Origin of the sequence: Oribacterium sp. P6A1, from assembly GCF_000702885.1 — a bacterium.
Taxonomy (GTDB): Bacteria; Bacillota; Clostridia; order Lachnospirales; family Lachnospiraceae; genus Oribacterium.
Map to the genome: position 1 here is coordinate 92318 of NZ_JNKO01000002.1, position 23043 is coordinate 115360.

At 44.0% G+C, this 23043-nt stretch carries 20 protein-coding genes and 1 other annotated feature (1 of these 21 running past the window's edge); of the genes, 18 read left to right on the forward strand and 2 right to left on the reverse strand.

Annotated elements, in window-relative coordinates:
* Positions 1-196 (forward strand) — a binding site (T-box leader) (it extends 59 nt beyond the left edge of the window).
* Between the two features lie 56 nt (positions 197-252).
* The 6 genes from T515_RS01720 (at position 253) to T515_RS01745 (ending at position 7886) form a co-directional block, all read left to right on the forward strand.
* Entirely contained in the window at positions 253-1626 is a 1374-nt protein-coding gene (locus tag T515_RS01720; protein WP_036606878.1) for a sodium-dependent transporter, read from the forward strand.
* Positions 1627-1901: 275 nt separating this feature from the next.
* The gene (locus tag T515_RS01725) at positions 1902-3056 is read left to right on the forward strand and encodes a hypothetical protein (protein ID WP_036606879.1); all 1155 of its coding nucleotides are present in this window, start codon (positions 1902-1904) and stop codon (positions 3054-3056) included.
* A gap of 26 nt (positions 3057-3082) precedes the next feature.
* Positions 3083-4003, forward strand: coding sequence for a nucleotidyltransferase family protein (locus tag T515_RS01730; RefSeq protein ID WP_036606881.1), 921 nt, complete (start codon positions 3083-3085; stop codon positions 4001-4003).
* Between the two features lie 58 nt (positions 4004-4061).
* On the forward strand, positions 4062-5342 hold the full coding sequence (locus tag T515_RS01735; RefSeq protein WP_051671327.1) for a DUF5711 family protein: 1281 nt from the start codon (positions 4062-4064) through the stop codon (positions 5340-5342).
* 141 nt (positions 5343-5483) lie between these two features.
* Positions 5484-6437, forward strand: a complete 954-nt coding sequence (locus tag T515_RS01740) for an ROK family glucokinase (protein ID WP_036606883.1) — start codon at positions 5484-5486, stop codon at positions 6435-6437.
* 30 nt (positions 6438-6467) lie between these two features.
* Positions 6468-7886: a HAMP domain-containing sensor histidine kinase gene (locus T515_RS01745; RefSeq protein WP_036606885.1), complete on the forward strand. Its 1419-nt coding sequence runs from the start codon at positions 6468-6470 to the stop codon at positions 7884-7886.
* 175 nt (positions 7887-8061) lie between these two features.
* On the opposite strand, the gene T515_RS01750 is transcribed toward T515_RS01745, so the two are convergent.
* A complete protein-coding gene (locus tag T515_RS01750) occupies positions 8062-8808 on the reverse strand; it encodes a response regulator transcription factor (protein WP_036606888.1) in 747 nt (248 codons plus the stop codon).
* 19 nt (positions 8809-8827) lie between these two features.
* Complete coding sequence (locus T515_RS01755; protein ID WP_036606890.1) at positions 8828-11323, reverse strand: endonuclease MutS2; 2496 nt, start codon at positions 11321-11323, stop codon at positions 8828-8830.
* Between the two features lie 110 nt (positions 11324-11433).
* Between T515_RS01755 and T515_RS01760 the strand changes: the two genes are divergently transcribed.
* The 12 genes from T515_RS01760 to T515_RS17270 all read left to right on the forward strand — a co-directional run bounded on the left by T515_RS01760 (position 11434) and on the right by T515_RS17270 (position 23013).
* Complete coding sequence (locus tag T515_RS01760) at positions 11434-12702, forward strand: S1C family serine protease (RefSeq protein ID WP_197026379.1); 1269 nt, start codon at positions 11434-11436, stop codon at positions 12700-12702.
* Between the two features lie 158 nt (positions 12703-12860).
* The gene (locus T515_RS01765) at positions 12861-13826 is read left to right on the forward strand and encodes a 3'-5' exoribonuclease YhaM family protein (protein WP_036607196.1); all 966 of its coding nucleotides are present in this window, start codon (positions 12861-12863) and stop codon (positions 13824-13826) included.
* Positions 13827-13978: 152 nt separating this feature from the next.
* Positions 13979-15628 carry a GGDEF domain-containing protein gene (locus T515_RS01770; RefSeq protein ID WP_036606893.1) on the forward strand — a complete coding sequence of 550 codons (1650 nt, stop codon included), beginning with the start codon at positions 13979-13981 and terminating at the stop codon, positions 15626-15628.
* Between the two features lie 173 nt (positions 15629-15801).
* Positions 15802-17307 (forward strand): 23S rRNA (uracil(1939)-C(5))-methyltransferase RlmD, encoded by a 1506-nt coding sequence (rlmD, locus tag T515_RS01775; RefSeq protein ID WP_036606895.1) that lies wholly within the window; start codon positions 15802-15804, stop codon positions 17305-17307.
* 283 nt (positions 17308-17590) lie between these two features.
* Positions 17591-17950 carry a replication initiator protein A gene (locus T515_RS01780; RefSeq protein WP_051671328.1) on the forward strand — a complete coding sequence of 120 codons (360 nt, stop codon included), beginning with the start codon at positions 17591-17593 and terminating at the stop codon, positions 17948-17950.
* 194 nt (positions 17951-18144) lie between these two features.
* A complete protein-coding gene (locus T515_RS01785; protein ID WP_036606897.1) occupies positions 18145-18507 on the forward strand; it encodes a helix-turn-helix domain-containing protein in 363 nt (120 codons plus the stop codon).
* A 143-nt stretch (positions 18508-18650) separates the two neighbouring features.
* Positions 18651-19265 (forward strand): ORF6N domain-containing protein, encoded by a 615-nt coding sequence (locus T515_RS01790; RefSeq protein WP_051671329.1) that lies wholly within the window; start codon positions 18651-18653, stop codon positions 19263-19265.
* Positions 19266-19400: 135 nt separating this feature from the next.
* On the forward strand, positions 19401-20411 hold the full coding sequence (locus T515_RS01795; RefSeq protein WP_036606899.1) for a Panacea domain-containing protein: 1011 nt from the start codon (positions 19401-19403) through the stop codon (positions 20409-20411).
* Between the two features lie 378 nt (positions 20412-20789).
* Positions 20790-21152 (forward strand): helix-turn-helix domain-containing protein, encoded by a 363-nt coding sequence (locus T515_RS01800; RefSeq protein ID WP_036606901.1) that lies wholly within the window; start codon positions 20790-20792, stop codon positions 21150-21152.
* Between the two features lie 31 nt (positions 21153-21183).
* Entirely contained in the window at positions 21184-22026 is an 843-nt protein-coding gene (gene dinD / locus T515_RS01805) for a DNA damage-inducible protein D (protein ID WP_036606903.1), read from the forward strand.
* A 256-nt stretch (positions 22027-22282) separates the two neighbouring features.
* Entirely contained in the window at positions 22283-22555 is a 273-nt protein-coding gene (locus tag T515_RS17535) for a hypothetical protein (protein ID WP_036606905.1), read from the forward strand.
* A 284-nt stretch (positions 22556-22839) separates the two neighbouring features.
* The gene (locus tag T515_RS17270) at positions 22840-23013 is read left to right on the forward strand and encodes a replication initiator protein A (RefSeq protein ID WP_197026380.1); all 174 of its coding nucleotides are present in this window, start codon (positions 22840-22842) and stop codon (positions 23011-23013) included.
* Positions 23014-23043 lie beyond the last annotated feature (30 nt).

The following is a 23043-nucleotide window of genomic DNA, read 5'->3' on the forward strand; positions in this document are numbered from 1 at the left end:
TGTGATCATCGCGAGGATGGTAAATGACTTATCACTCCCGAGCTGCAGCTTTGAACGGCATTCGGTGTTTTTTCGGTTGCCAAGTAAAGGCTGACGTAGATCCCACGTTACAGGGAAAAGGATTGTTAGATCCATGAGTGCAGGACATGGTCCTGAAGTCGGGTGGTACCGCGTGATATGATTTTGCGTCCCGGGAGTATAAAAGCTCCCGGGATTTTTTTCGTCCCGGCAGGATTATTTTGGAGGCTTAAAATGAACAAAAAGAAAAGAAGTAAATTTTCCGGTAAGCTTGGTTACGTATTGTCAGCTGCCGGAGCATCAGTTGGTCTGGGAAATATCTGGAGATTTCCTTATCTTGCCGCAAAGTACGGCGGTGGAATTTTCCTGATCATCTATATTCTTCTGGCGGTGACTTTCGGCTACACCATGATAATAGCCGAGACAGCCCTCGGAAGAATGACAAAGAAGTCACCTGTGGGAGCATTTAACCATTTCGGACATGGCTGGCAGTTCAGCCTGAGCGGATGGATCAATGCCATAATCCCGATTCTTATCGTTCCTTACTACAGCGTTATAGGCGGATGGGTAGTCAGATATCTGGCAGAGTATTTTGTAGGCGGTGGTGTTGAGAACCTTGCAACTGACGGATATTTTACAGGCTTTATAACAGATGGTTTTCAGGTTGAAGTCTGTTTCCTGATTTTCTCACTTGCTGTTCTTACCATCATTTATCTCGGAGTACAGAACGGTATCGAGAGAGTATCCAAGTTCATGATGCCTATACTTGTGGTACTGGCTGTGATCATCGCAGGATACTCAATGACAAGACCTGGAGCTGTTGCAGGAATAAAGTATTTCCTTATTCCGAATCCGAAAAATTTCTCATGGATGACAGTGGTTTCCGCTATGGGACAGATGTTCTATTCCCTTTCTATCGCAATGGGAATCCTTGTTACCTTCGGTTCTTACATGAAGAAAGAGGTTTCTATCGAAGAGGCTACTGAGCAGGTAGAGATATTTGATACAGCCATCGCTATCATGGCAGGCCTCATGATCATCCCGGCAGTATTCGCTTTTTCGGGCGATGCGGCTGCAGAGAATCTTCAGGCAGGACCTTCACTCATGTTCATCACCATGCCTAAGATCTTTGCAAGTATGGGTCTTGGCGCACCTATGGGTATCCTTTTCTTTGTGCTTGTGCTTTTTGCGGCGCTTACTTCGGCCATAGCTCTCAGCGAGTCTGCAGTTTCCACATTTGAGGATGAGCTTCACTGGAGCAGAAGAAGATCTACAGTGTTTACCGGAGTTATCATGATAGTTCTCGGAACACTTTCAGCACTTGGTTACGGTCCTCTTGATACAGTGACCATTATAGGAATGCAGTTCCTTGATTTCTTCGACTTCCTTACCAACTCGGTAATGATGCCTGTGGCTGCAATGTGCACATGTCTTCTTATTGTGCGTGTTGTAAACATTGACAAGATCGCAGAAGAGGTTATGCTTGAGGGCAAGCGTTTCCGCCGTAAGCCGGTGTTCGATTTCATGATCAAGTACCTTTGTCCGTTCTTCGTTGTGATCATCCTGTTCTCATCAGTTGCCAGCGTATTCGGACTTATAAGCATGTGATGACAGGCTGATTTCTCCGGCGGGATAAAAGTGAAATTTTATAATCCTCCGGATGAAGAATGATTTTCCGGGCAGACGGCAATACAGAATAAGTATTATTTAAAGGGCGTGTTTTTCTTTATTAAAATGAAAGGCACGCCCTTTATAAATTGAAGAAACTGTAAAATATGGTACAATATAAAGTGCTTTTAAAGGGAGATGAATCGTGCATATTTGGTGGTGGGAATCTAATGAAAAAACATTCTCGCAGTATTAACTAAAAGGGAGGGATTTAAGTGAAGTTACATAACATTATCCTGGCAACAGCAGCTTTTATGGCAGCATTTGCTTTGTCATCCTTTGCATCAGAGATCAGTACGGTTCGGCTTGACCTTTCACCGGATAACGAGGGCAGTATGGGAGCGGGAGAACTGTCGGTGGGTGAAGAGCCGGCAGTCTATGACGGAACATATTTTGTGTATGATTACAGCACTTCGGGTGACAAAAAGACACCTAAGACGGCATATACATACACTATAGATGTACATCCTTCAAACGGGTATACATTTTCTTCCAACTGTTCCGTAGAGGTCAGTGCGGCAACTTCTGTAAGCATACAGTCAAGAACCGCGGATCGTATAAGGATAAAGGCCACTACATTCCCGTTTTATGTTCTGAAGAATCCAACGAACTTTAGTGATAACGGCAATGAGATAAGCTGGAACAAGGTTGAATATGCCGACAAGTATTCCGTATATATCTATTGGGAAGACAGTGAAGGGGAAGATCACGAAACTCATACCACGGTTTCCAATTCAAAGCATAAGGTCAGTGTTTCCAGCTATAACACCGGAAACAAGACACTGAAATATATATCGGTACAGGCTCAGGCCAGCGGCGAGGGAGGAAAGTTTATAGCCGGTTCACAGTATGTGACCAATGAAGGCACCGTAGATGATGACAAGAGTTCTTCGGGCTATACTTTCAATATTCCTGTGGCAAGGTCCAATTCCCTGACTACATCATCCACTACAACAACTGTGAAAAACAGTGCGGAGAAGGTTTTCGGACCGGGATTCAATCTTCAGAACATCCCCGGAACCACAGGATCTTCCGAAGGAACATGGATGCAGTATATGAATGACTGGTATTATCTCCAGAATGGACAATTTCTTACTGGATGGATATGCCCGGATGGAGTAAACTGGTATCTGTTGGGCTCAAACGGAGCCATGCTCACAGGACTCCAGAGAGTAAACGGCAGATGGTATCTGCTGAACACGACGCAAGGTTCCACCTATGGGGCAGTGCTTCATGGATGGTGGAAGATAAATGACAAATGGTACTATTTCAATGAACAGCATGATGGTACTTTTGGAGCTATGCTTACCAATACAACAACACCTGACGGACTTCATGTAGGTACGGACGGGGCATGGCTCGGATATTGATAACATTTTGGGGAGGAGTATTAGAAATGAAAAAAACAGCACTTGTAATTATGGCGGCAGGGCTTGGTTCCCGCTTCGGAGGCGGAATCAAGCAGCTTGCGAAGCTTGGTCCTTCAGGAGAGATCATTATGGACTATTCTATCCACGATGCACTGGACGCGGGCTTTGATAAGATCGTTTTCATCATTCGTAAGGATATAGAAAAGGATTTTCGCGAGATAATAGGCAATCGTATCGAGAAGATCGCAAAATGTGAGTACGTTTTTCAGGAGATTGACAAGCTGCCGGAGGGTTACAGTGTTCCTGAAGGAAGAACAAAGCCGTGGGGAACAGCCCATGCGCTGATTCAGGTAAGAGAAAATATAGATTGTCCTTTCGCGGTTATCAATGCAGATGATTTCTACGGAAAGGAAGGCTTCAGGCTCATTCATGATTATCTTGTAAATGAGATGGATGAGGATGCAAAGGTCTTTGATATGTGCATGGCCGGATATATCGTAGGCAACACACTCTCAGATAACGGTACTGTAAACCGTGGCGTATGCAAGATGGGAGAAAATGATTATCTCAAGGAGATCAATGAGACCTATGATATTGCAAAACATGCAGACGGAAGCCTGGTGGGAACTGACGGAAACGGCAAAGAGGTACGTGTAGACGGAGATGCCATCGTTTCCATGAATATGTTTGGTTTCCCGAGCAGTTTTTTGGATACATTGATAGAGAATTTCCCTGCATGGCTGGATGCCCATGGCAAGGAAATGAAGTCAGAGTATCTCCTTCCATATGAGGTGAGTCAGCTTATGCTAGCCGGCAGGGCAAGTGTTAAGGTGCTGAAGGATCACGACAAGTGGTTCGGAGTTACATACGCAGAGGATAAGGAAGCAGTTCAAAAGTCCCTGCTTGAGTTGGTTAATCAGGGGGTATATCCTGCCAGCTTATACTGAGGAAACGCTTTACGGGTTTCCCTAAAGATATTTGGGCAGAATGGAATAGAAGTTTTTAATGGCTGATACATACAGAGAAAATAGAAAAAATGAGCTGAGAAAGAGGATAGTTGATACAGACCGTCTTAAGCAGCAGGAATCAAAGCATATTCGAGAAGGAAGGAAGAGTACAGGATCACGACGGATCATATTTATTCTTATGGCGGTTGTCATAATCCTGACGCTTGCGGCGATAAGCTATTACCTTCTTCGAAGAAGGTATCAGGGCTTTAGTGTAAACTGGTCAATTGATACCACAGCAGAGGCGGGGGCCATTGAATCTGATTATGAGGATTATCAGATTTATGCGGACGGTTTCCTGAAGGTGACAAGAGATGGTGCCACTTATATAAATTCCGCAGGAAAGGTCATATGGAATCAGGCTTTCGAGATGAACAGCCCCTGTGTGACGGTGAACGGAGATTATTGTGCCATCGGTGATCAGGGAAAGACATCCATTTTCATCATGAATACATCCGGTACTACGGGACAGGCGGAGACTAACCTCCCCATTAACAAGCTGTCCATAGCCGAAACAGGAGTTGTATATGCACTTCTGGAGGATTCCTCCGCAAGTTATATAACTGTATTCACCAGAGAGGGAGCGGCTCTTGATATCTCCATAAAATCAATTCTCGACGGAGACGGATATCCTATAGATATCGCGGTATCCCCGGACGGAACGGAGCTTATCACATCCTTTGCATATATTGATAACGGTTCTATCGGCAACAAGATCATATTCTACAATCTTGACGAGATAGGACAGAATGCGGGCAGCAACCGTGTTGTGGGAGGATTTACGGACGACTTCGCAGGACATCTGACCGGTCGTGTACATTTTTCCGATAATACTTATGCTCAGGCATTTTATGACGGCGGTATAGCATTTTTCAGCACGAAAGTCCTCACCAGTCCGGAGCTTTTGCAGAATGTAGCCATAGAAGATACCATAAAAGCCATATCTTATTCAGATGATTATGTGGGAACCGTAACATTGAATTCAGACGAAAATACGCCGGAGGCTTACAATCTCACAGTATATCGTGTGAACGGACAGATGGTTTTCAGTGTGCCTGTCGGTTTCAATGTCTCAGGATTTGATATAGATGAGGACATGGTATTTCTGTACAACGACAAAAATCTGAGAGTCTATGATATGAGCGGAAACATAAAATTCGACGGAAGCATAGATAAAACCATTTCAAAGGTAAGTGCCGTATCAAAGGCAGCAGGTCCTTTGGGAATGGACGTTCTGATAGGAAGCTCAGGATATATGGAGTCGATTAAATTGAAGTAATGAGCGGGTCAAGAAGCCACAAATCTTTGCGGGTATATGGGATTTGGGCTTTTTGACCTTTGCAGCATTATAAAGTGGGTGAAAAATCTTTAGCCCACATCTTAATTTTTATTTCAAAAACTATATTACGGAGGGGCTGTTATGAATCAGTATGTTGTAGGTATTGACGTTGGAGGGACCACGGTAAAGTGCGGAATCTTTACTATCACCGGTGTTCTTATGGACAAGTGGGAGGTTCCTACAAGAAAGGAAGAGGAAGGAAGATACATCTTACCTGACGTAGCAGATTCCCTTAAGGCGCATCTTGCGGAAAAGAAGATAGAGCTTAATGATATCGAAGGTATCGGTATAGGCGTTCCGGGACCTGTTGAGCCAAACGGATATGTTCATGTATGTGTTAATCTCGGATGGCATGATCACTGGCCTGCAAAGGAGATGCAGGAGCTCATGGGCGGGAATATCAGATGTGAAGCAGGAAATGATGCCAATGTTGCAGCCCTGGGTGAAATGTGGCAGGGCGGTGGAAAAGGCCACAACAACATTCTGATGGTAACTCTCGGAACAGGAGTAGGCGGCGGCCTCATTATGAACGGTCGTATAGTTGCAGGAGTTCACGGTGCGGGAGCAGAAATCGGACACATCCATGTACGAGAGGATGAGAAGGAACAGTGCAACTGCGGCGGTCATGGATGCCTTGAGCAGGTGGCCAGCGCCACAGGTATAGTCCGCGAAGCAAAGCGCGTCCTTGCGGCTTCAGATGAAGCTTCAACCATGAGAGATTTTGGAGAGGCATTGACAGCGAAGGATGTCTGCGATTGTGCAAAGGCAGGAGATGCTCTTGCGGAAAAGAGCCTCGGAACCAGTCTTAGATATCTTGGACTTGTGCTTTCCCAGGTATCCATGGTGGCTGATCCGGAACTTTACGTTATCGGCGGAGGAGTTTCAAAGGCAGGAGAGTATCTAATCGATGGAATCAGGAAGCATTATGATGAGCTGACACCGCTTCTTAAGGAAAAGGCTGATATAACACTTGCCACCCTCGGCAATGATGCCGGTATCTACGGAAGTGCGAGAATGGTGCTTTCCAACGAGTGACCCTGCAGAACCTGACGGGAAATATAGACATTGAAAAAATCGTTATTTATCAAATTTATAGTCGCGTATATCATTTTTGGTGTCCTTGGATTCACGGTGGTGGCACTGTTTTCTTCCAGACTTACCTACAGGTATCTTCTTCAGGAGCAGGCCAACAGTCTCTACAGTGAGGCGACCCTCATAGCTACCACCTATTCCGAAACCAGGGATACAAGTCTCAGTGAAGATGTGGTAAATGAACAGATGAATGCTGTTTCCACCTTTCTCCATGTAGATATATGGATTGTGGACAGGAACGGAAAGATACTCAGCGACGCAAATAAAAAGGGATATAAAGACCGGCAGATAGAGAATTTTGATACTACCCGCACCGGTGGCAGATACGAGGTTGGAACCTATCATGATATGTTTCCTTCGGAGGTGCTGACGGTCATGGCGCCGGTTACAAGGGCGTATACCACAAGCGGATATGTGATCATTCATAATTCGGTACAGAATATCCTTTCTTCGCAATACGAGATACTGAATATAGTATATGTGACTTCTCTCATTATCTTTCTGCTTTCCATGGGTATACTGGTGGTGTTTTACATCATCGTATACAGGCCGCTGAATAAGATAACCATAGGAGCCACAAAGTATGCGGCGGGTGATTATGCATACAAGATAGAGACTAATTCACGGGATGAAATGGGATATCTTGCAGAAACCCTTAATTTCATGTCTGATGAGATCTCAAAGGCGGATGACTATCAGAGGCAGTTCATAGCCAATGTCAGCCACGATTTCAGATCGCCTCTTACTTCCATAAAAGGTTATCTTGAGGCCATACTTGACGGAACGGTGCCCAAGGAGCTGGAGGAGAAGTATCTCAGGAGGCTTATATCGGAAACCGAGAGACTTACGAAACTTACAAAATCCATGCTGAATCTGGGGTCTTTGGATAAGAAGGGATTCCTCAGCAGAACGAATTTTGACATTAACAGAGTCATAAGGGACGTCTGTGCGAGCTTTGAGATGACCTGCCAGAAGAAGGAAATGGTGTTTCAACTGACCTTTGCGGAGAAAAAGGAGATGGTCTATGCGGACTACTCAAAGATACAGCAGGTGCTATACAATCTTATAGACAATGCTTTGAAGTTCAGCAATCCTAAATCCTCTATTTCCATAAAGACGGGTATAAGAGGAAACAGAGTGTTCATTTCGGTGAAGGATACCGGAATAGGCATACCAAAGGCGGATCTCAGTAAGATCTGGGACAGATTTTATAAGGCGGATCAGTCAAGAGGCAAGGATAAGCACGGTACAGGACTGGGACTCAGTATCGTAAAGTCCATCATCAATGCTCACGGGGAAAACATTGACTGTATCTCAACAGAGGGTGTTGGAACGGAATTTGTATTTACTTTGCCGCCGGCGTACTATCCGGAGCAGAACGGTGAAGGATAAAGCTGTTATCATGATACGTATTTCGGGAGTATTTTCCTGAATCTGATTCTGATAAGAGATAAATAAAAAGGTGGGCGGATTTCGATCCGCTCACCTTTTTGCATGAGACATCCTGATAAGTTATTTATGTGAAATCTCATGTAATGTGGTACATGTACCCGGATATATTCTATTTTTATCCGACTCTGAATTTATAACCGATACCCCAGACTGTAGAGATCTCCCACTCTGTGTTGCCTGAGATCTTTTCACGGAGACGCTTTATATGTACGTCAACTGTTCTGCTGTCACCTGCGAACTCATATCCCCATATATGGTCAAGCAGCTGTTCTCTGGTGAATACCTGATTGGGAGATGAAGCAAGGAAAAACAGAAGCTCCAGCTCCTTGGGCGGCATCTCCACGGCGTGACCCTTATAGAATACAGAGTAGTTTGTTTTATTTATTATGAGATCTGTGTACTCTATGAAGTTGCCGCTCCTGAGAGTCTCCTCACCTTCGTTCTGGGAATGGGTGCGGACAGATTCCTGAGAAGCTTCCATGGTCTGTTCATGAGTATATCTTCTGAGGACTGCTTTTACTCTTGCAACCAGCTCCTTTGACTCAAAGGGCTTTATCATATAGTCATCTGCCCCGAGCTCCAGTCCCAGAACCTTATCAAAGGTCTCTCCTTTTGCGGAAAGCATGATGACAGGAACAGGACTAATGGCTCGGAGTCTTCTGCAGACCTCGTAGCCGTCTATTCCCGGAAGCATGAGGTCGAGAATCACAAGATTAGGCTTATATTCCGGAAAGAGCTTTAGTGCTTCTTCACCGTCTTCGGCGCACATGGTATCGAACATCTCTTTTTCGAGATACAAAGAGATGAGCTCAGATATAGAGGTGTCATCATCAACAATTAATATTTTTTGCTTTTCAGCCATTTCCCCCCCCGATTTATACCTATTTACTCTTGAAAAATACGATAGTCACGCCGTCCTGTCCTTCACCGAACTCACCAAGACGGAAGGACTCAACATATTTAAGCTTCTTCAGCTGCTGATGAACAGCCTTTCTGAGTGCACCGGTTCCTCTTCCGTGAACCACCCGGACCTGAGGCAGGTGAGCGAGATATGCGTCATCCAGATACTTCTGAAGTTCGGGAATGGCTTCAAAGGTAGTCATGCCGATAAGATTGATCTCCGGAGAAATGCCCATGGTCTTCTGCATGCGGATGCTGCCGCCGGAGGTGCTTCCCTTTTTGTGCTTTCCCGGAGCTTCGATACCGGGACCTGATACCTTTCCGGTATCCACAAGCTCGATGTCTCTGACTGAAACTTTTGTGCGGATGATACCTGCTGTAACGTAAAGCTCACCCTTATGGTCAGGAAGGGTGGAAACAGTGGCATTAAGGTTCATGGAAGCTACATGAACGGTATCACCGAGGTGAAGGCTCTTGGCAGATACAGGCTTGGAAGGCCCCTTGACCTTCTGGGCGTTTGAAAGACTTGCCTGGGTTTCCCTTAGCTTTTTGTTAAGGGTGGATCTCGTTTTCTCTGCATCGAGAGTGGCTGATCCGTTCTGCTCCTGCCTGCGCAGCTCCTTAACTATGCCGTCGGCAGTTTCCTTGGCATCTGCAAGGATCTGGGCAGCTTCTTCCCGGGCTTTTTGGAGTATCTTGTCACGGCCCTTCTCCACGCCCTTGGAGTTCTCCCGGGCTCTGCGTTTGTATTCCTCAATCTCTGATTTATAACGTTCGATTTCCTGCTTTTCCCGTTCTATGGTGACACGGCTTTCCTCAAGACTGGCAATAACGTCTTCGAACTTTACATCTTCCTGTTCAAGACGGCTCTTTGCATCATCGATGATGTAGGATGGAAGTCCCAGCTTCTGTGAAATGGCAAAAGCATTGGACTTACCAGGAACACCGATGAGAAGTCTGTAGGTCGGGCTCAATGTTGTGACATCGAACTCGCAGCTTGCATTTTCGACTCCCGGAGTTGAAAGGGCATAGACCTTGATTTCGGCATAGTGAGTCGTGGCAACTGTTCTTGTCTTCATATTATGAAGGAAGTTGAGTATGGCCATGGCGAGGGCCGCACCTTCTGTGGGGTCGGTTCCCGCACCCAGCTCGTCAAAGAGACAGAGGCTGTGGCTGTCTGCCTTTTCAAGGATTTTTACGGTGTTGGTCATGTGGGCAGAGAAGGTTGAAAGGCTCTGCTCGATGGACTGCTCATCTCCGATGTCAGCGAAGATCTCCTCAAATACGGAAAGCTCCGAACCTTCCTTTGCCGGAATGAACAGACCGGACTGTCCCATAAGCTGGAAGAGACCTATGGTCTTTAAGCAGACCGTCTTGCCGCCGGTGTTGGGACCTGTAATAACCAGCATGTCAAAATCCTTGCCGAGATATACCGTGGTAGGAACTACCTTTTTCGGATCTATCAAAGGGTGTCTGCCTTCGATGATGGAAATGTAGTACTTATCATTTAGAACAGGCATGGTGGCATGCATTGACTCTGCGAACTTTGCCTTGGCAAAAACAAAGTCAAGATGGGCAAGGATCTCGATGTCGTTATGTATGGTTTCTGTATATGGCATGAGAGAACCGGAAAGAGTTTCCAGAACCTTCTCGATCTCTTTCTTTTCCTCGGCTTCCAGCTCCTTGATATCGTTGTTCAGCTTTACTATGCTCATAGGTTCTATAAACAGAGTGGAACCTGTGGAGCTCTGGTCGTGGACCATGCCGGGGAAAGCGGACTTGTACTCAGCCTTTACGGGAAGACAGTATCTTCCGTCCCTCATAGTGATGACAGCATCCTGCAGCATGGATCTTGAGCTGTTCAGAATGCTGTTAAGAGAGCTGTGTATACGCTCCTCAAATACATGCTTCTTTTTCCGGACAGCAAAAAGACCCGCACTGGCATCATCTGCCACAGAATCTTCGGAAATGATGCATCGGGTGATTTCTTTGTTTATCTGGGTGAGAGGCTCAATGTCACGAAAATATCCTGAAAGACTGTCATCCTCGGTTAATTCTTTCAGCTTCTCCGGGTCAGGTTTGTTTTTTGTATAGTGGGCATTGAGTCTTACAGCTCTGGGAACCGGTTTTTTCGGCTCCTGGGCTTTTTCACTGTCTCTTGCATAGGATTTGGCACGTCCCGCAGCAGTGAGAACCCCGCTGATCTGAAGCAATTCGGATATGGAAAGTGATGCTGCGATATCAAGTCTCTTGAGACTGTTGTTCACATCCTTTACACCCGAAAATGAGATGTTGCCGTAAAGACCTATACGTGTCATGGCAGCATCCGTCTCAAGAAGGTTTTGCTCAATCTCCGAAATGTCAGTGGAAGGCAGAAGATCATGTATAAGCTGCTTTCCCTTGGGGGAATTTGCATAACCCTCCAGGCGTTCTTTTATTTTATTAAATTCCAATGTATTTAAAGCTTTATCATTCATGCATCTCAGTATAGCAAATGCATCAAGTTTTTGCCACTTTCTTGCTTGTCTATGGGGAGTTGTATATAATATTCTCTATGGACGATAACGACTTTATTAAAGAAAATATAGTGGGTAGACAGGAGAGCTGGAAGAAGAGAGTCAAGCATTATGCCAGAGTCACAGTATCTGCTGTTTTGTTCGGAACCCTGAGTGCCGGAGTCTTCGCCATACTGGAACCGAAGTTCGCCGGTCATTTCTATGAAGATGAGCCGGAAACTGTGAGATTTGAAACCGAGCCCGAGACAGCCGAATCCGAGACTGTGGAAGTGACTGAGCCTGAGACCACTAAAACCGAGCCTGAGACGGAAGAGACGCCGAAGGAGACTGTTTCCGTAGAGAATGTGGTAAGGGATGAGATACGGAAATACCAGTTCAGTGCAGATGACTTTGAGCGTATGAACAGTACCCTCCAAAAGGTTGCATCAGGAGCGGACCATTCTTTGGTGGAGGTACGGAGCCGTGAAACTGCCAATGATTTTTTCGGACAGCTGGTGAAGTCCGGAAAGAGTTCGGCAGGGGTAGTCATTGCCAGAACCTCAGGGGAAATACTGATACTTACTTCCGATACAGTGGCCAGTGATACAGGCAGCATCGAAGCTGTATTTTACGGTGATAAGATTTACAGTGCAGCTGTGAAATCAGTGGACGAGGTGGATGGCATAGCGGTTGTGTCGGTGCCGCTGTCGGGTCTGACTGCGAGAGACGGACAGAACATCAGGACCATTTCCATCGGTGATTCCTCAATGATACACAGAGGGGATATGATCATCGCAGTGGGAGCTCCTGCCGGAGTTTACAGCTCGTCAACAGTGGGTTCCATAGCAGCTGTTTCTTTCAATACCATAAGCGCGGACGGTAATGTCAAAGACATGATTGCGGACATAGACATTGACCCTACCTACGGAAGCTTTGTGATAAACACAGAAGGGGAGCTGATAGGATGGGTGAAACCGGAGGATAAGAGCGGTGGCCATGGCTATGAACATATCGTGGGAATCTCTGATTATCTTGACGTGATAGAAACCATTTCCAACGGTACGGAGTTTGCTTATCTCGGTCTCAAGGCCCAGGAAATGACTCAGGAGATGGCTGAGGCAAGACTTCCTGAGGGGCTCTATATACGTGAGAGCATACAAAATTCCCCGGCCTATGATGCCGGCATACAGAACGGTGATGTGCTGGTAGGCATAAATGACAGGGAAATCCGCAGGATGACGGATTATCATGAGGCTCTTAAAGAGCTTCGTGCCGGTGAAGATGCGGATGTGACGGTTATGAGGCAGAACGGTGCTGAGTACGTCAGCGTTCATTTCAGCGTTACCGTTGCAGGACGATAAAAAACATGATAGTATGAGCGACGTGAGTCTGCCCGGGTATCCAAAGATCCGGCAGCACAGGTGAAAATAATCGAATTATTGCTTTGGATTAGAAAGAATATTTGATGGAAATAAACGAGTTTTTTAAAGAGAGGAATATGGAGACGGCTTCAGCCGGCATGAGATTCATAGATACATTTTATGACGGACTCAGAGTTTCGGATGTATATCTTGTGAAGACGAAGAACGCAGCTCTGACAAAGAACGGAAAGGAATATCTAAACGTTACGCTGCAGGACCGTACAGGTCAGGTAGATGCCAAGGTATGGGAACCGAATTCACCGGGAATCAGTGATTTTGACGTTCTTGATTATGTTTATGTGGAGGGTAATGTTACTGTCTACAACGGAACCAATCAGCTCAGCATTCAGAGACTCAGAGTTGCAAATGAAGGTTCCTATGAGCCGAAGAACTATCTTCCGGTTTCTTCACGTTCTATAGAGGAGATGGAGGCAGAGCTTGATCAGATGATCAAGTCTGTAAAGAATACTTACCTGAGTAAGCTGCTCAACATCATATTCATAGAAGATGAGGCGTTCCATAAGGAGTTCCTGCAGCACAGCGCTGCAAAGTCAGTGCATCACGGATATGTGGGAGGACTTGCGGAGCATACTTTGTCAGTGGCTTCCGTATGTGACTATTTTGCAAAGCATTATCCTGATCTTCGCAGAGATCTGCTCATAACAGCAGCTCTTTGTCATGATATAGGAAAGGTTAAGGAGCTTACCGCATTCCCGAGGAATGATTACAGTGATGAAGGTCAGCTTATCGGGCATATCGTGATCGGATACCAGAAGGTGATGAATGTTGCCGGAAGTATCCCCGGTTTCCCGGACACCCTGGGAGCAGAGCTTGGACACTGTATCCTTGCGCATCACGGAGAGCTTGAGTACGGTTCACCTAAGAAGCCGGCCCTTATGGAGGCTATGGCACTTTCCTTTGCGGATAATGTTGATGCCAAGCTTCAGACCATGAGAGAGGCTCTTGATGCAGCGGATAAGAACGGAAAGGCTGCAGAAGGAAACGGATGGATAGGATTCAACAGACTTATCGATTCAAATATGCGTAAAACAAGCGAGTCCTGAATTCCGGAACCGGATTCTGAATCGATGGGATTCTATTAAATAAAGCGAAAAAAGAATTAAATTACCATAATATGTTACCCCGTTTCTGTCGATGTACCCATTAGATTGAGTACGACCGATAGAAACGGGGTCTTTATATATGCGGGGTTATTATGGATACATCGAACTATAGTCAGGATATTGTAACGAAGCTTGATAATCTGGAAGAGTATAAGACAGAGACATTTGAAGCCACCATACGAATTTGCAATGAGCTTTTAAATGTGGCGAGACGCAGAAAGGACAAGTCTCTTTCCAGCTTGTGCAATTACTATATTGCCAGATACTATTTTAATATGAGGAACTGCAGTGAGTGTGTGAGATATCTGAAAAAGTCTATCAATGAGGCTAATGAATCAAACGCGCAGCTTGAGATGTGCCGTTCGCTGGTGCTGCTGGCAAGCACATTTACCAGACAGGGTAACAAGACCAACGCCATGCAGACATTATCCACTGTTATCAGGATAGCTGAGGGAAAGATAGCGGATCATGGTGAATTCGGACATATACTTATCCGTTCCTATGAGGATCTTTCGGATGTCTGCTATACCATAGGAAATTATCAGGAGGGGCTTAAGTATCAGCTGGCAACGGAGAGACTCTTCTACCTTATAAATAAGGAAAGGTTTTTCCCTATGTACTATATGCGTCACCTCTGTTCACTGGTACGCTGCTATGTGCTTCTGGGAGATACCACCAATGCCGGAGATATCATATCCCAGATAGACAATTTTGTTCAGGAGAATAAGAATACTTCTCTTGAACCTTATGTTTCCGTATCCCATATTATCTGGAATGAGTATACGGGTGACCACAAGTGGGATGACGTATACATTGACAAGCTCAATACCTTCTTTTCCACCAGGAATTTTCAGGGACTGTTTATTCCGGAGTTTTTCTTTGTGCTGAATCTGCTGGCGGATAATGACACCTATGTGGATTATTTCAAGAATCTGGTTGTCAAGATGGAAAATTTCCTGAATTATACTGATATCTATGGTTTTAAACAGGAGCTCAGCAACATCAAGATCAATTTCTATGAGACAACCCAGAATGATTCGAAGAAGAAAGATGAGCTGGATCGTTTCAGGGAGTATACCAATGCTGCTCTTCAGGCACAGAACCGTGCCATGAGCCTTTTGATAGAAGTTGAAACAATGAGCATCTTGGATTATGATGTTAGGGCTGCATTGGAGAGGCGTACAGTGGAGGACGATCTGACAGGTCTTCCTAATCGCAGATCCTTCAATGACAATGCGGATCAGTTTTTCGAGAGGTGTTCCGCAAAGGGACTTAATTTTGGTATAGCCATGATGTCTATTGACAATGTTAAGCGTATCAACGATATGTATGGTTATACTATAGGGGACCGCTGCCTTATAGAGCTGTCCAATATACTGAAGAGATATGTTACGGATCATCTTTTCGTGGCCCGTTATGTGGGAGCTGAGTTTATACTTCTGTTTGAAGATTTTTCGGATGATGAAGTCATTGACAGACTCAGGAACATCAACGATGATGTGCTTAAGTCCATAAGAATCCAGGATCTTCCCGAATTTACTCTTTCCCAGGGAGTATGTATCCATAAGCCGGAAGGGCTGAACAGAATCTGGGACTATACCTCATGTGCCGATCTTGCACTTGTGAAGGCCATGCAGATAGGAACGGGACAGGCGATACTGGTACACAATATCAGTGAGCTGAACAATGCTCACAGCATCACACTTAATGTTGCGGGGAAGGTATTCGGCGAAGCTCAGTGATGTGCGGCTGATGATGATCTGAGCCGGAATTGTGCTCCGGAAGTTCAGGCTTCTGTACAATTTGCCTGTGCTTTTTATGGCACACAGTTAAATAATGTTTGATTTATGAGGGTCATGAACTGGCCCTCATTTCTTGGCGTAAGGGGATTTCACTGCGCCATTGGAGATAAGAAATGAATAAAAATGAGCAGTTTACAGTAAAAATAGAGGATTTTTCCGGTGAAGGACTGGGAATAGGTAAGACCGGTGAGGGGTTTGTCTGGTTCATAAAGGATACTGTCATAGGTGATACGGTGCTGGCGGCAGCCACTAAGGTTAAAAAGAATTACGGCTTTGCGAGACTTGTAAAGGTCCTGGAGAAAAGCAGAGACCGTCAGGAACCGAAGTGCGGAATTGCAAGACGCTGCGGAGGCTGTCAGCTTCAGCAGATGAGCTATGAGGCCCAGCTTAAGTTCAAACAGGATAAGGTATATAACAATCTTCGACGTATCGGAGAGGTGGATGAGAAACTGCTTAATGAGGTCTTTGAACCGATAGTGGGTATGAATGAGCCCCTTCGTTACAGAAATAAAGCCCAGTTTCCGGTTTCCAGAAACAAAGACGGCAGAATCATTGCGGGTTTTTATGCAGGACGTACCCATGATGTTATTGAGTGTGAGGATTGTCTTCTGGGAGTCACAGATAACAAGGTGATACTCGACCGTATCATCGGATGGATGGAAGACTATGACATTGAGCCTTATGACGAGAAGACAGGCAAGGGGCTGGTAAGACATGTGTTAATAAGAAGGGGATTTACAACAGGACAGAGAATGGTTTGTCTTGTGATAAACGGAACTGAGCTTCCTCACAGGGAGGAACTGGTGGGCGTACTTTGCGGAGGAAGAGACACAGATTCAGAACTTAAGTGTTCCGGTTCGGCTGTTGTGGATCAGCCCGGTGAAGTTTCCGGATCAGGTGAATCCAAGGGTAAGAACACTTTCGGTGCTGATGAATACTCTGGTTCATCTGATGTAAAAGTGGATTCTCTCAGTTTCAGTGTAAATATGGAGAGGACCAATGTCATCATGGGAACTAAGATAGTTGATGTTTATGGTTCCGGGTACATCGAGGATTATATCGGAAATATTAAGTTCCGTATTTCTCCACTCAGTTTCTATCAGGTGAATCCTGTTCAGACTGAGAAGATGTATGGTGCCGCTCTTGAATTTGCAGAACTGAAGGGAACGGAAAATGTATGGGACCTTTACTGCGGTATCGGTACCATCTCACTTTTTATGTCCCGCAAGGCCAGACATGTATACGGAGTTGAGATTATACCGGAAGCCATCAGGGATGCAAAGCAGAATGCTGAAATTAACGGGATTGAGAATGCCGAGTTCTATGTCGGAGCGGCAGAGGAGGTTCTTCCAAAATGGTATGAGAAGCATCCGAATGAGCGCATAGATGTTGTGTGCGTGGATCCCCCCAGGAAGGGCTGCGATGAGAAAGCATTGGCAACTATAGTACAGATGGCACCCGAAAAGCTTGTATACGTGAGCTGCGATTCCGCAACTCTGGCAAGGGATGTGAAGTACCTGAGAGCCAACGGATATGAGCTTAAACATGTGCGCCCGGTGGATAATTTCCCACAGACGGTACATGTGGAGACTGTCGTGGGACTGCAAAAGGTGAAGTAGTCGAAGTCCTTGAATTTACGCACTTTTTCGAGCATTTCACGTTTGAGAAGACTGATAGGTCGGAGCGTGAAAAGCGTCTGAAGAAGTATATTCGTGTGATTGTAGCTGTCGAACTCGACACGGTAGGTGCAAAACTAACGCCTACGTCGTGACGGTAGGTGCAAACCCGAATCTGTATAGATAAAACAAAATAAAATCGTCGAAAGGCGCTTAGCTTACAGCATTTCCTGTAGGTTAAGCGTCTTTTTTTGTTTATCCAAATTTATAAGAAAGGGGGACACCAATGGTTTTTGATTATTTCTATGGCAGAGAAACTGAACAATACGCTTTTTATCAGATTCCCAAGGTCTTGATCACAGATGATAAGTTTTCAGGAATAACCATGGATTCAAAACTTCTGTATTCGCTCATGTTGGACCGATCATCTTTGTCAGCTAAGAATGGCTGGCTTGATGAGGAAGGCAGAGTTTATATCTTTTACACGCTGGAGCAGATTATGGCTGATATGCACTGTGCCAATCAGAAAGCTACAAAGCTCTTAAAAGAACTAGAGACGAAAGCTGGTTTGATTGAACGTCAAAAACAGGGACAGGGTAAGCCAACAAGAATTTATGTGAAGGATTTTGCAACAGGATTACGCTGATGAAATTGATTTCGATTCATTACCGGATCCTGATGTCTATCTTCAAAAAAGATATATATATGAATCTTATAAGGCGTATATGAAGTTCCGTAATAAGAAAACGAAGTAGAACATTGAAGGATATCATGAGGTGTAGTAAAATAAATTCACTAATATGAATGTTATATAAGTGAATGGCAAGCGAGGTATCACTCATGATTATCAGTGAAAGAATCATAAAGGTTTTGAAAGAACGCAATATGACACAGGCGGAGTTCGCAAAGCAGGTGGGAATTTCTACCAGCACCATAAGCGAATGGAAAAAGAGAAAGACTAATCCTACTGTAGAAAAGATAATGGACATCTGTAATGTTTTGCAAATTACCCCGGAGCAACTTCTTACCGGTAAAGGAATTGAGGATGAAGAGGAAATTGCTGCAGCAAGTCCTGAAAGCAAATTTACGCCGGGAGATATTCAGATGATTGAAGATTATCATAATCTCAAGGAAGAACAGCAGAAGCGTCTTATGGCTTATATGGAAGCACTGAAGAAGATAGAGAGCCTTGAGGATATGTAGTTAAAATTATTCGATTAAAAATTTGGACCAGTGGTTTGCGGTCGATTTTTTCGACCACAAAAAACATCTTTGTTTGAATATAGAATACATGAAGTCACAATTTGTGACTTCAAAAAAAGAAAATGCAAAGGAATATAGTGTTTATGAAAAATACAACAGACTTACTCACAGTTGAGTCTATTAGAAACTGTGTATATATGATACGCGGACAACAGGTGATGCTCGACAGTGATTTGGCTGATATTTATGGATATGAGGTAAAAAGATTAAATGAGCAGGTTAAGAGAAATATAAACAGATTTCCAGAAGATTTTATGTTTCAATTGACAAGAGAGGAAGTTGATTTGGTGAAGTCGCAAAATGCGACTTCACGTAATGGTTCATTTTTTGAAGGGCAGGATGGTGGTAGAAGAAAAATGCCTTATGCTTTTACAGAGCAAGGAATCTATATGTTAGCGACAGTTCTTAGAGGTGAGTTAGCTGAGCAACAAAGCATTTTTATTATGCGAGCTTTTAAGGAAATGCGTCATTATATCCGTCAGAATCAGCAGTTTGTAACTCAGTCCGAAATGAGCATGGTTACTGCTAAGGTTTCAGAGTTATCTGTGCAAATGGCAGGAGCAATTGATCATCAGAAGAAAACGGATACTGTAATGGATTTTTCGGAGATCCTACAGAATGAGCATAAAGGTTTTGAACATGAAAAACTGTATGTATTTGGCAAGGATGTAACCCTTTTGGAGAGGATTGGGACATAAGAAAAAACAGTATCTCTGTATATCAAGTTCAACAAGCTGGAGAACTGTTTCGTGATCGTCATTTCGTTCCATGAACAGAAATATCCGCTTACATACTATTTCAGATAATCAGGAGGCAAATCGGAGGTGACCATTATGACAGAGAAGGGAAGAAGAGATTTCTGCATAGAGTGCAGGAAAGAGACAGAGTACCTTTTGCAGAAGAAGGACATCGTGAAGAATATAAGGGATAAGGAATATTCCTTTGTAATTACTGTGGCTGTCTGCGCAGAATGCGGGGAGGAAATGAGCATTCCGGGTCTTATTGATAAGAATGTTCAGGAAATCGATGAGCAGTACAGGACGGCAGAGGGGCTTGTATCGATTGATGATATCGAAAGGCTGATGAAGATCTATAAGATTGGAAAGGCTCCGTTGTCTCTGGCGCTTGGGTTCGGAGAGGTGACGATTCCGAGATACCTGGAAGGACAGGTGCCTTCCAAAGAGTATTCGGATATCATGAAAACAGCGCTTTCATCTCCGGCATACATGAAGCAGAAGCTCATGGAGAACAGGGAGAAGCTGACGGATGCGGCATACAGGAAAGCTTTTACCGCGGCAGAAAGCATAGAAAGTCTGTTTTCCGTATCAGATAAGATGCTCCGGGTGATCGCATATATCTTTGAAAAGCTGGAGGAGGTAACGCCCCTCATGCTTCAGAAGCTGCTTTACTTTATCCAGGGAGTGTATTCCGCATTATATGGAAGACCAATCTTTGAAGAGGATTGCAGGGCTTGGGTACACGGTCCGGTCTATCCGGAGGTATATGAGCTGTTCCGGGATTTCAAATATAATCCGATAGATGATGCGCGGTTCGCGCTTCTGGAAGGGACAGAGGATGCCCTGACGGATGATGAGAAACGTGTAATTGACCTTGTTGTGAATACGTTTGGGATGTATGGCGGAAAGGTACTGGAGAGGATCACACATAATGAGGATCCGTGGATGGAAGCGAGAAAAGGATATGGAGACAGCATTCCTTCCAGTGAGCTTCTGCCGAAAGAACGGATCATGAAGTATTATATCCTTATAAACCAGAAATACGGCATAGACACGGAGGACGGTCTTCGGACATATATCCATGACATGCTTGATAAAGCATCATGATTCATAATAATTGAATCCGGTTTATAAAATCAGAGCATAAGGCTCAGAAGAGTTAAATCTTCTGGGTCTTATTTTATGCAACTTTATGAATATAGAGTAACGTTGGAGAATGGTCAATAAGCACAGAAAAAAACGTGCGGTATAAAACAGCACGTTAAGATAGACAATATTTAGGAGGAGCCGTAATTAATCTGCGGCAAACCTGCGGTAGGTGGGAAGATTAATTCGACGCATTACATAAAGGCCTATTCAAAGCTATCCGGAATAAGGGCAGGCTTGAAGAAGACTGCATGATTTTGTAGTTGATGTCATATGAGCTTGATGTTAGAATTAATTCATGTAAATGAAATTCAATATACTGAAATTCGGAAGGGCGTTATGACAATTACCAAAAGAATCATAAAACTTATAAAGCAGAGAAAAATGACACAGGTGGAATTTGCCAGGCAAATAGGCATTGCCAATTCTACTATCAGTGAGTGGAAAAAGAAGGGTTCCTGTCCTTCTGCGGATAAGGTAATGGATATTTGTAATGTTTTAAAGGTTACTCCGGAACAGCTTCTGACAGGTAAAGGAATTGATGATGAGGAGGATATTGCTACATCAAATCCGGAAAGCCGTTTTACACCATATGATATTCAAATAATCGATAATTATCATAATTTAAGGGAGGAACAGCAAAAGAGGCTTGTGGCTTATATGGAAACGCTGAAGAAGTTGGATGATTTAGAAAACCTATGATAAAGGTAGCAAATAGCGGGCTGGGAAGAATATGGAGAAGAAAGTTATAACATTATATAAGAAAAAATTTGATGATATTAGGCATGAAGAGAATGGCGTGGAGTTTTGGTATGCCCGAGAGTTGATGGAACTGCTTGAATATGCTCAATGGCGAAATTTTGAGAAGATTATAGAAAAGGCAAAAGTTTCCTGTGATAACAATGGGATATGTGTATCAGACCATTTTGCTGACGTCAGCAAAATGGTCGAAATAGGCAGTAAGGCGAGGAGACCAGTGGATGATTATATGCTTACCCGCTATGCTTGCTATCTTATTGCTGAGAACGGTGACCCACGCAAAGAGCAGATTGCTTTTGCACAGGGGTATTTTGCTGTACAAACGCGAAAACAGGAACTTATAGAGGAAAGAATATCTTACATAGAGAGAACCGATGCTCGCATTAAACTTAGAGAATCTGAGAAGCGCTTATCACAAAATATTTATGAGCGTGGTGTTGATGAAGAAGGATTTGCAAGGATTCGCTCTAAAGGTGATCAGGCTCTGTTTGGAGGATTTACTACAAAGGAGATGAAAGAACGCCTTGGTGTTAAGGACTCCAGACCACTCGCTGATTTCTTGCCAACGCTTACGATCGCAGCCAAGAATCTTGCTACAGAGATGACAAATTATAATGTAGAGGAAAAAGATTTGCAGGGGGAGACGGATATAACAGTGGAACATGTTGATAATAACAGTTCGGTAAGAGAAATGTTGGGACAGAGAGGGATAAAGCCGGAAAACCTTCCACCTTCAGAAGATATAAGAAAACTGGAACGTAGAGTTAAAAGGGAGGATAAACAACTTGCTGAGAAAGCGGGAAAGCTTCATGAATAAACTTCGTCCTGACTATCTCAAATAGATGATATTTTGAAAATAATATTTCAAGGTCACAATTTGTGACCTTGAATAAGAATTTTTAGAAATAAAAAGAAACGGGCAAGTTCTGTCAGGCATAAGCCCTACCCGATGAAAACCCATTTCTTCACCCGTGATAATAAAGGGATTTTTCTGATCAGTCAAGAAAAATTGAAAGGATTATTATGAAGAAGACTCCGGAAAAAATATTGCAGGGCGACCTGACTTCCAAAGGATGCTTGAGGATATTGAAGATGGCAAGGACGAGGTTAAACTATATTCAGAGTTTACGGATTTAGAGAAAAAGAAATTTCTTGGTTCGTTTCTGAAGGATATTCTCATTCATGACGATGAATTGGAGGATGGAAGATTCCTAAAAGCGATTCGCTTTAGGTTCCCTGTTTACTACGGTGGATTGGAAACAGAGGAGATTGATTTGGATTCCTCGAATTTTTGGGACAAAGAAACAACAGGCGAGACTGTAGTGCTGCTTACAATAGTGAACTAATAGAAATTCTTGAATTTACGCACTTTTTCGAGCATTTCACGTTTGATAAGACTGATTATTCTGAGCGTGGAAAGCACATGAAAAAGTATATTCGGGTAGTTGTAGCTGTCGAACTCGTGACAGTAGGTGCAAAAATAGAGCCTATGTCGTGACAGTAGTGCACTACTTGAATATGTCTGATATAAACAAAATAAGAATCGTCGGAAGACGCTTAACTTACAGCATTTCCTGTGGGTTAGGCGTCTTTTTTGTTTTATTCCAAATCTAAGAAAGGAGGAACGCCAGTGGATTTTGATTATTTTTATGGCAGAGGGGCAGATCAATTTGCTTTTTATCAGATTCCTAAGATTTTGATTACGGATGAAAAATTTGCAGGAATAACGATGGAATCTAAAATTCTCTACTCCTTATGCTTGCAGGCTTTTTTACGTTTCCGGAGAAAAAACTTGACGAGCTAACGGTTTATAGCTACAATAAGGCTAACATTC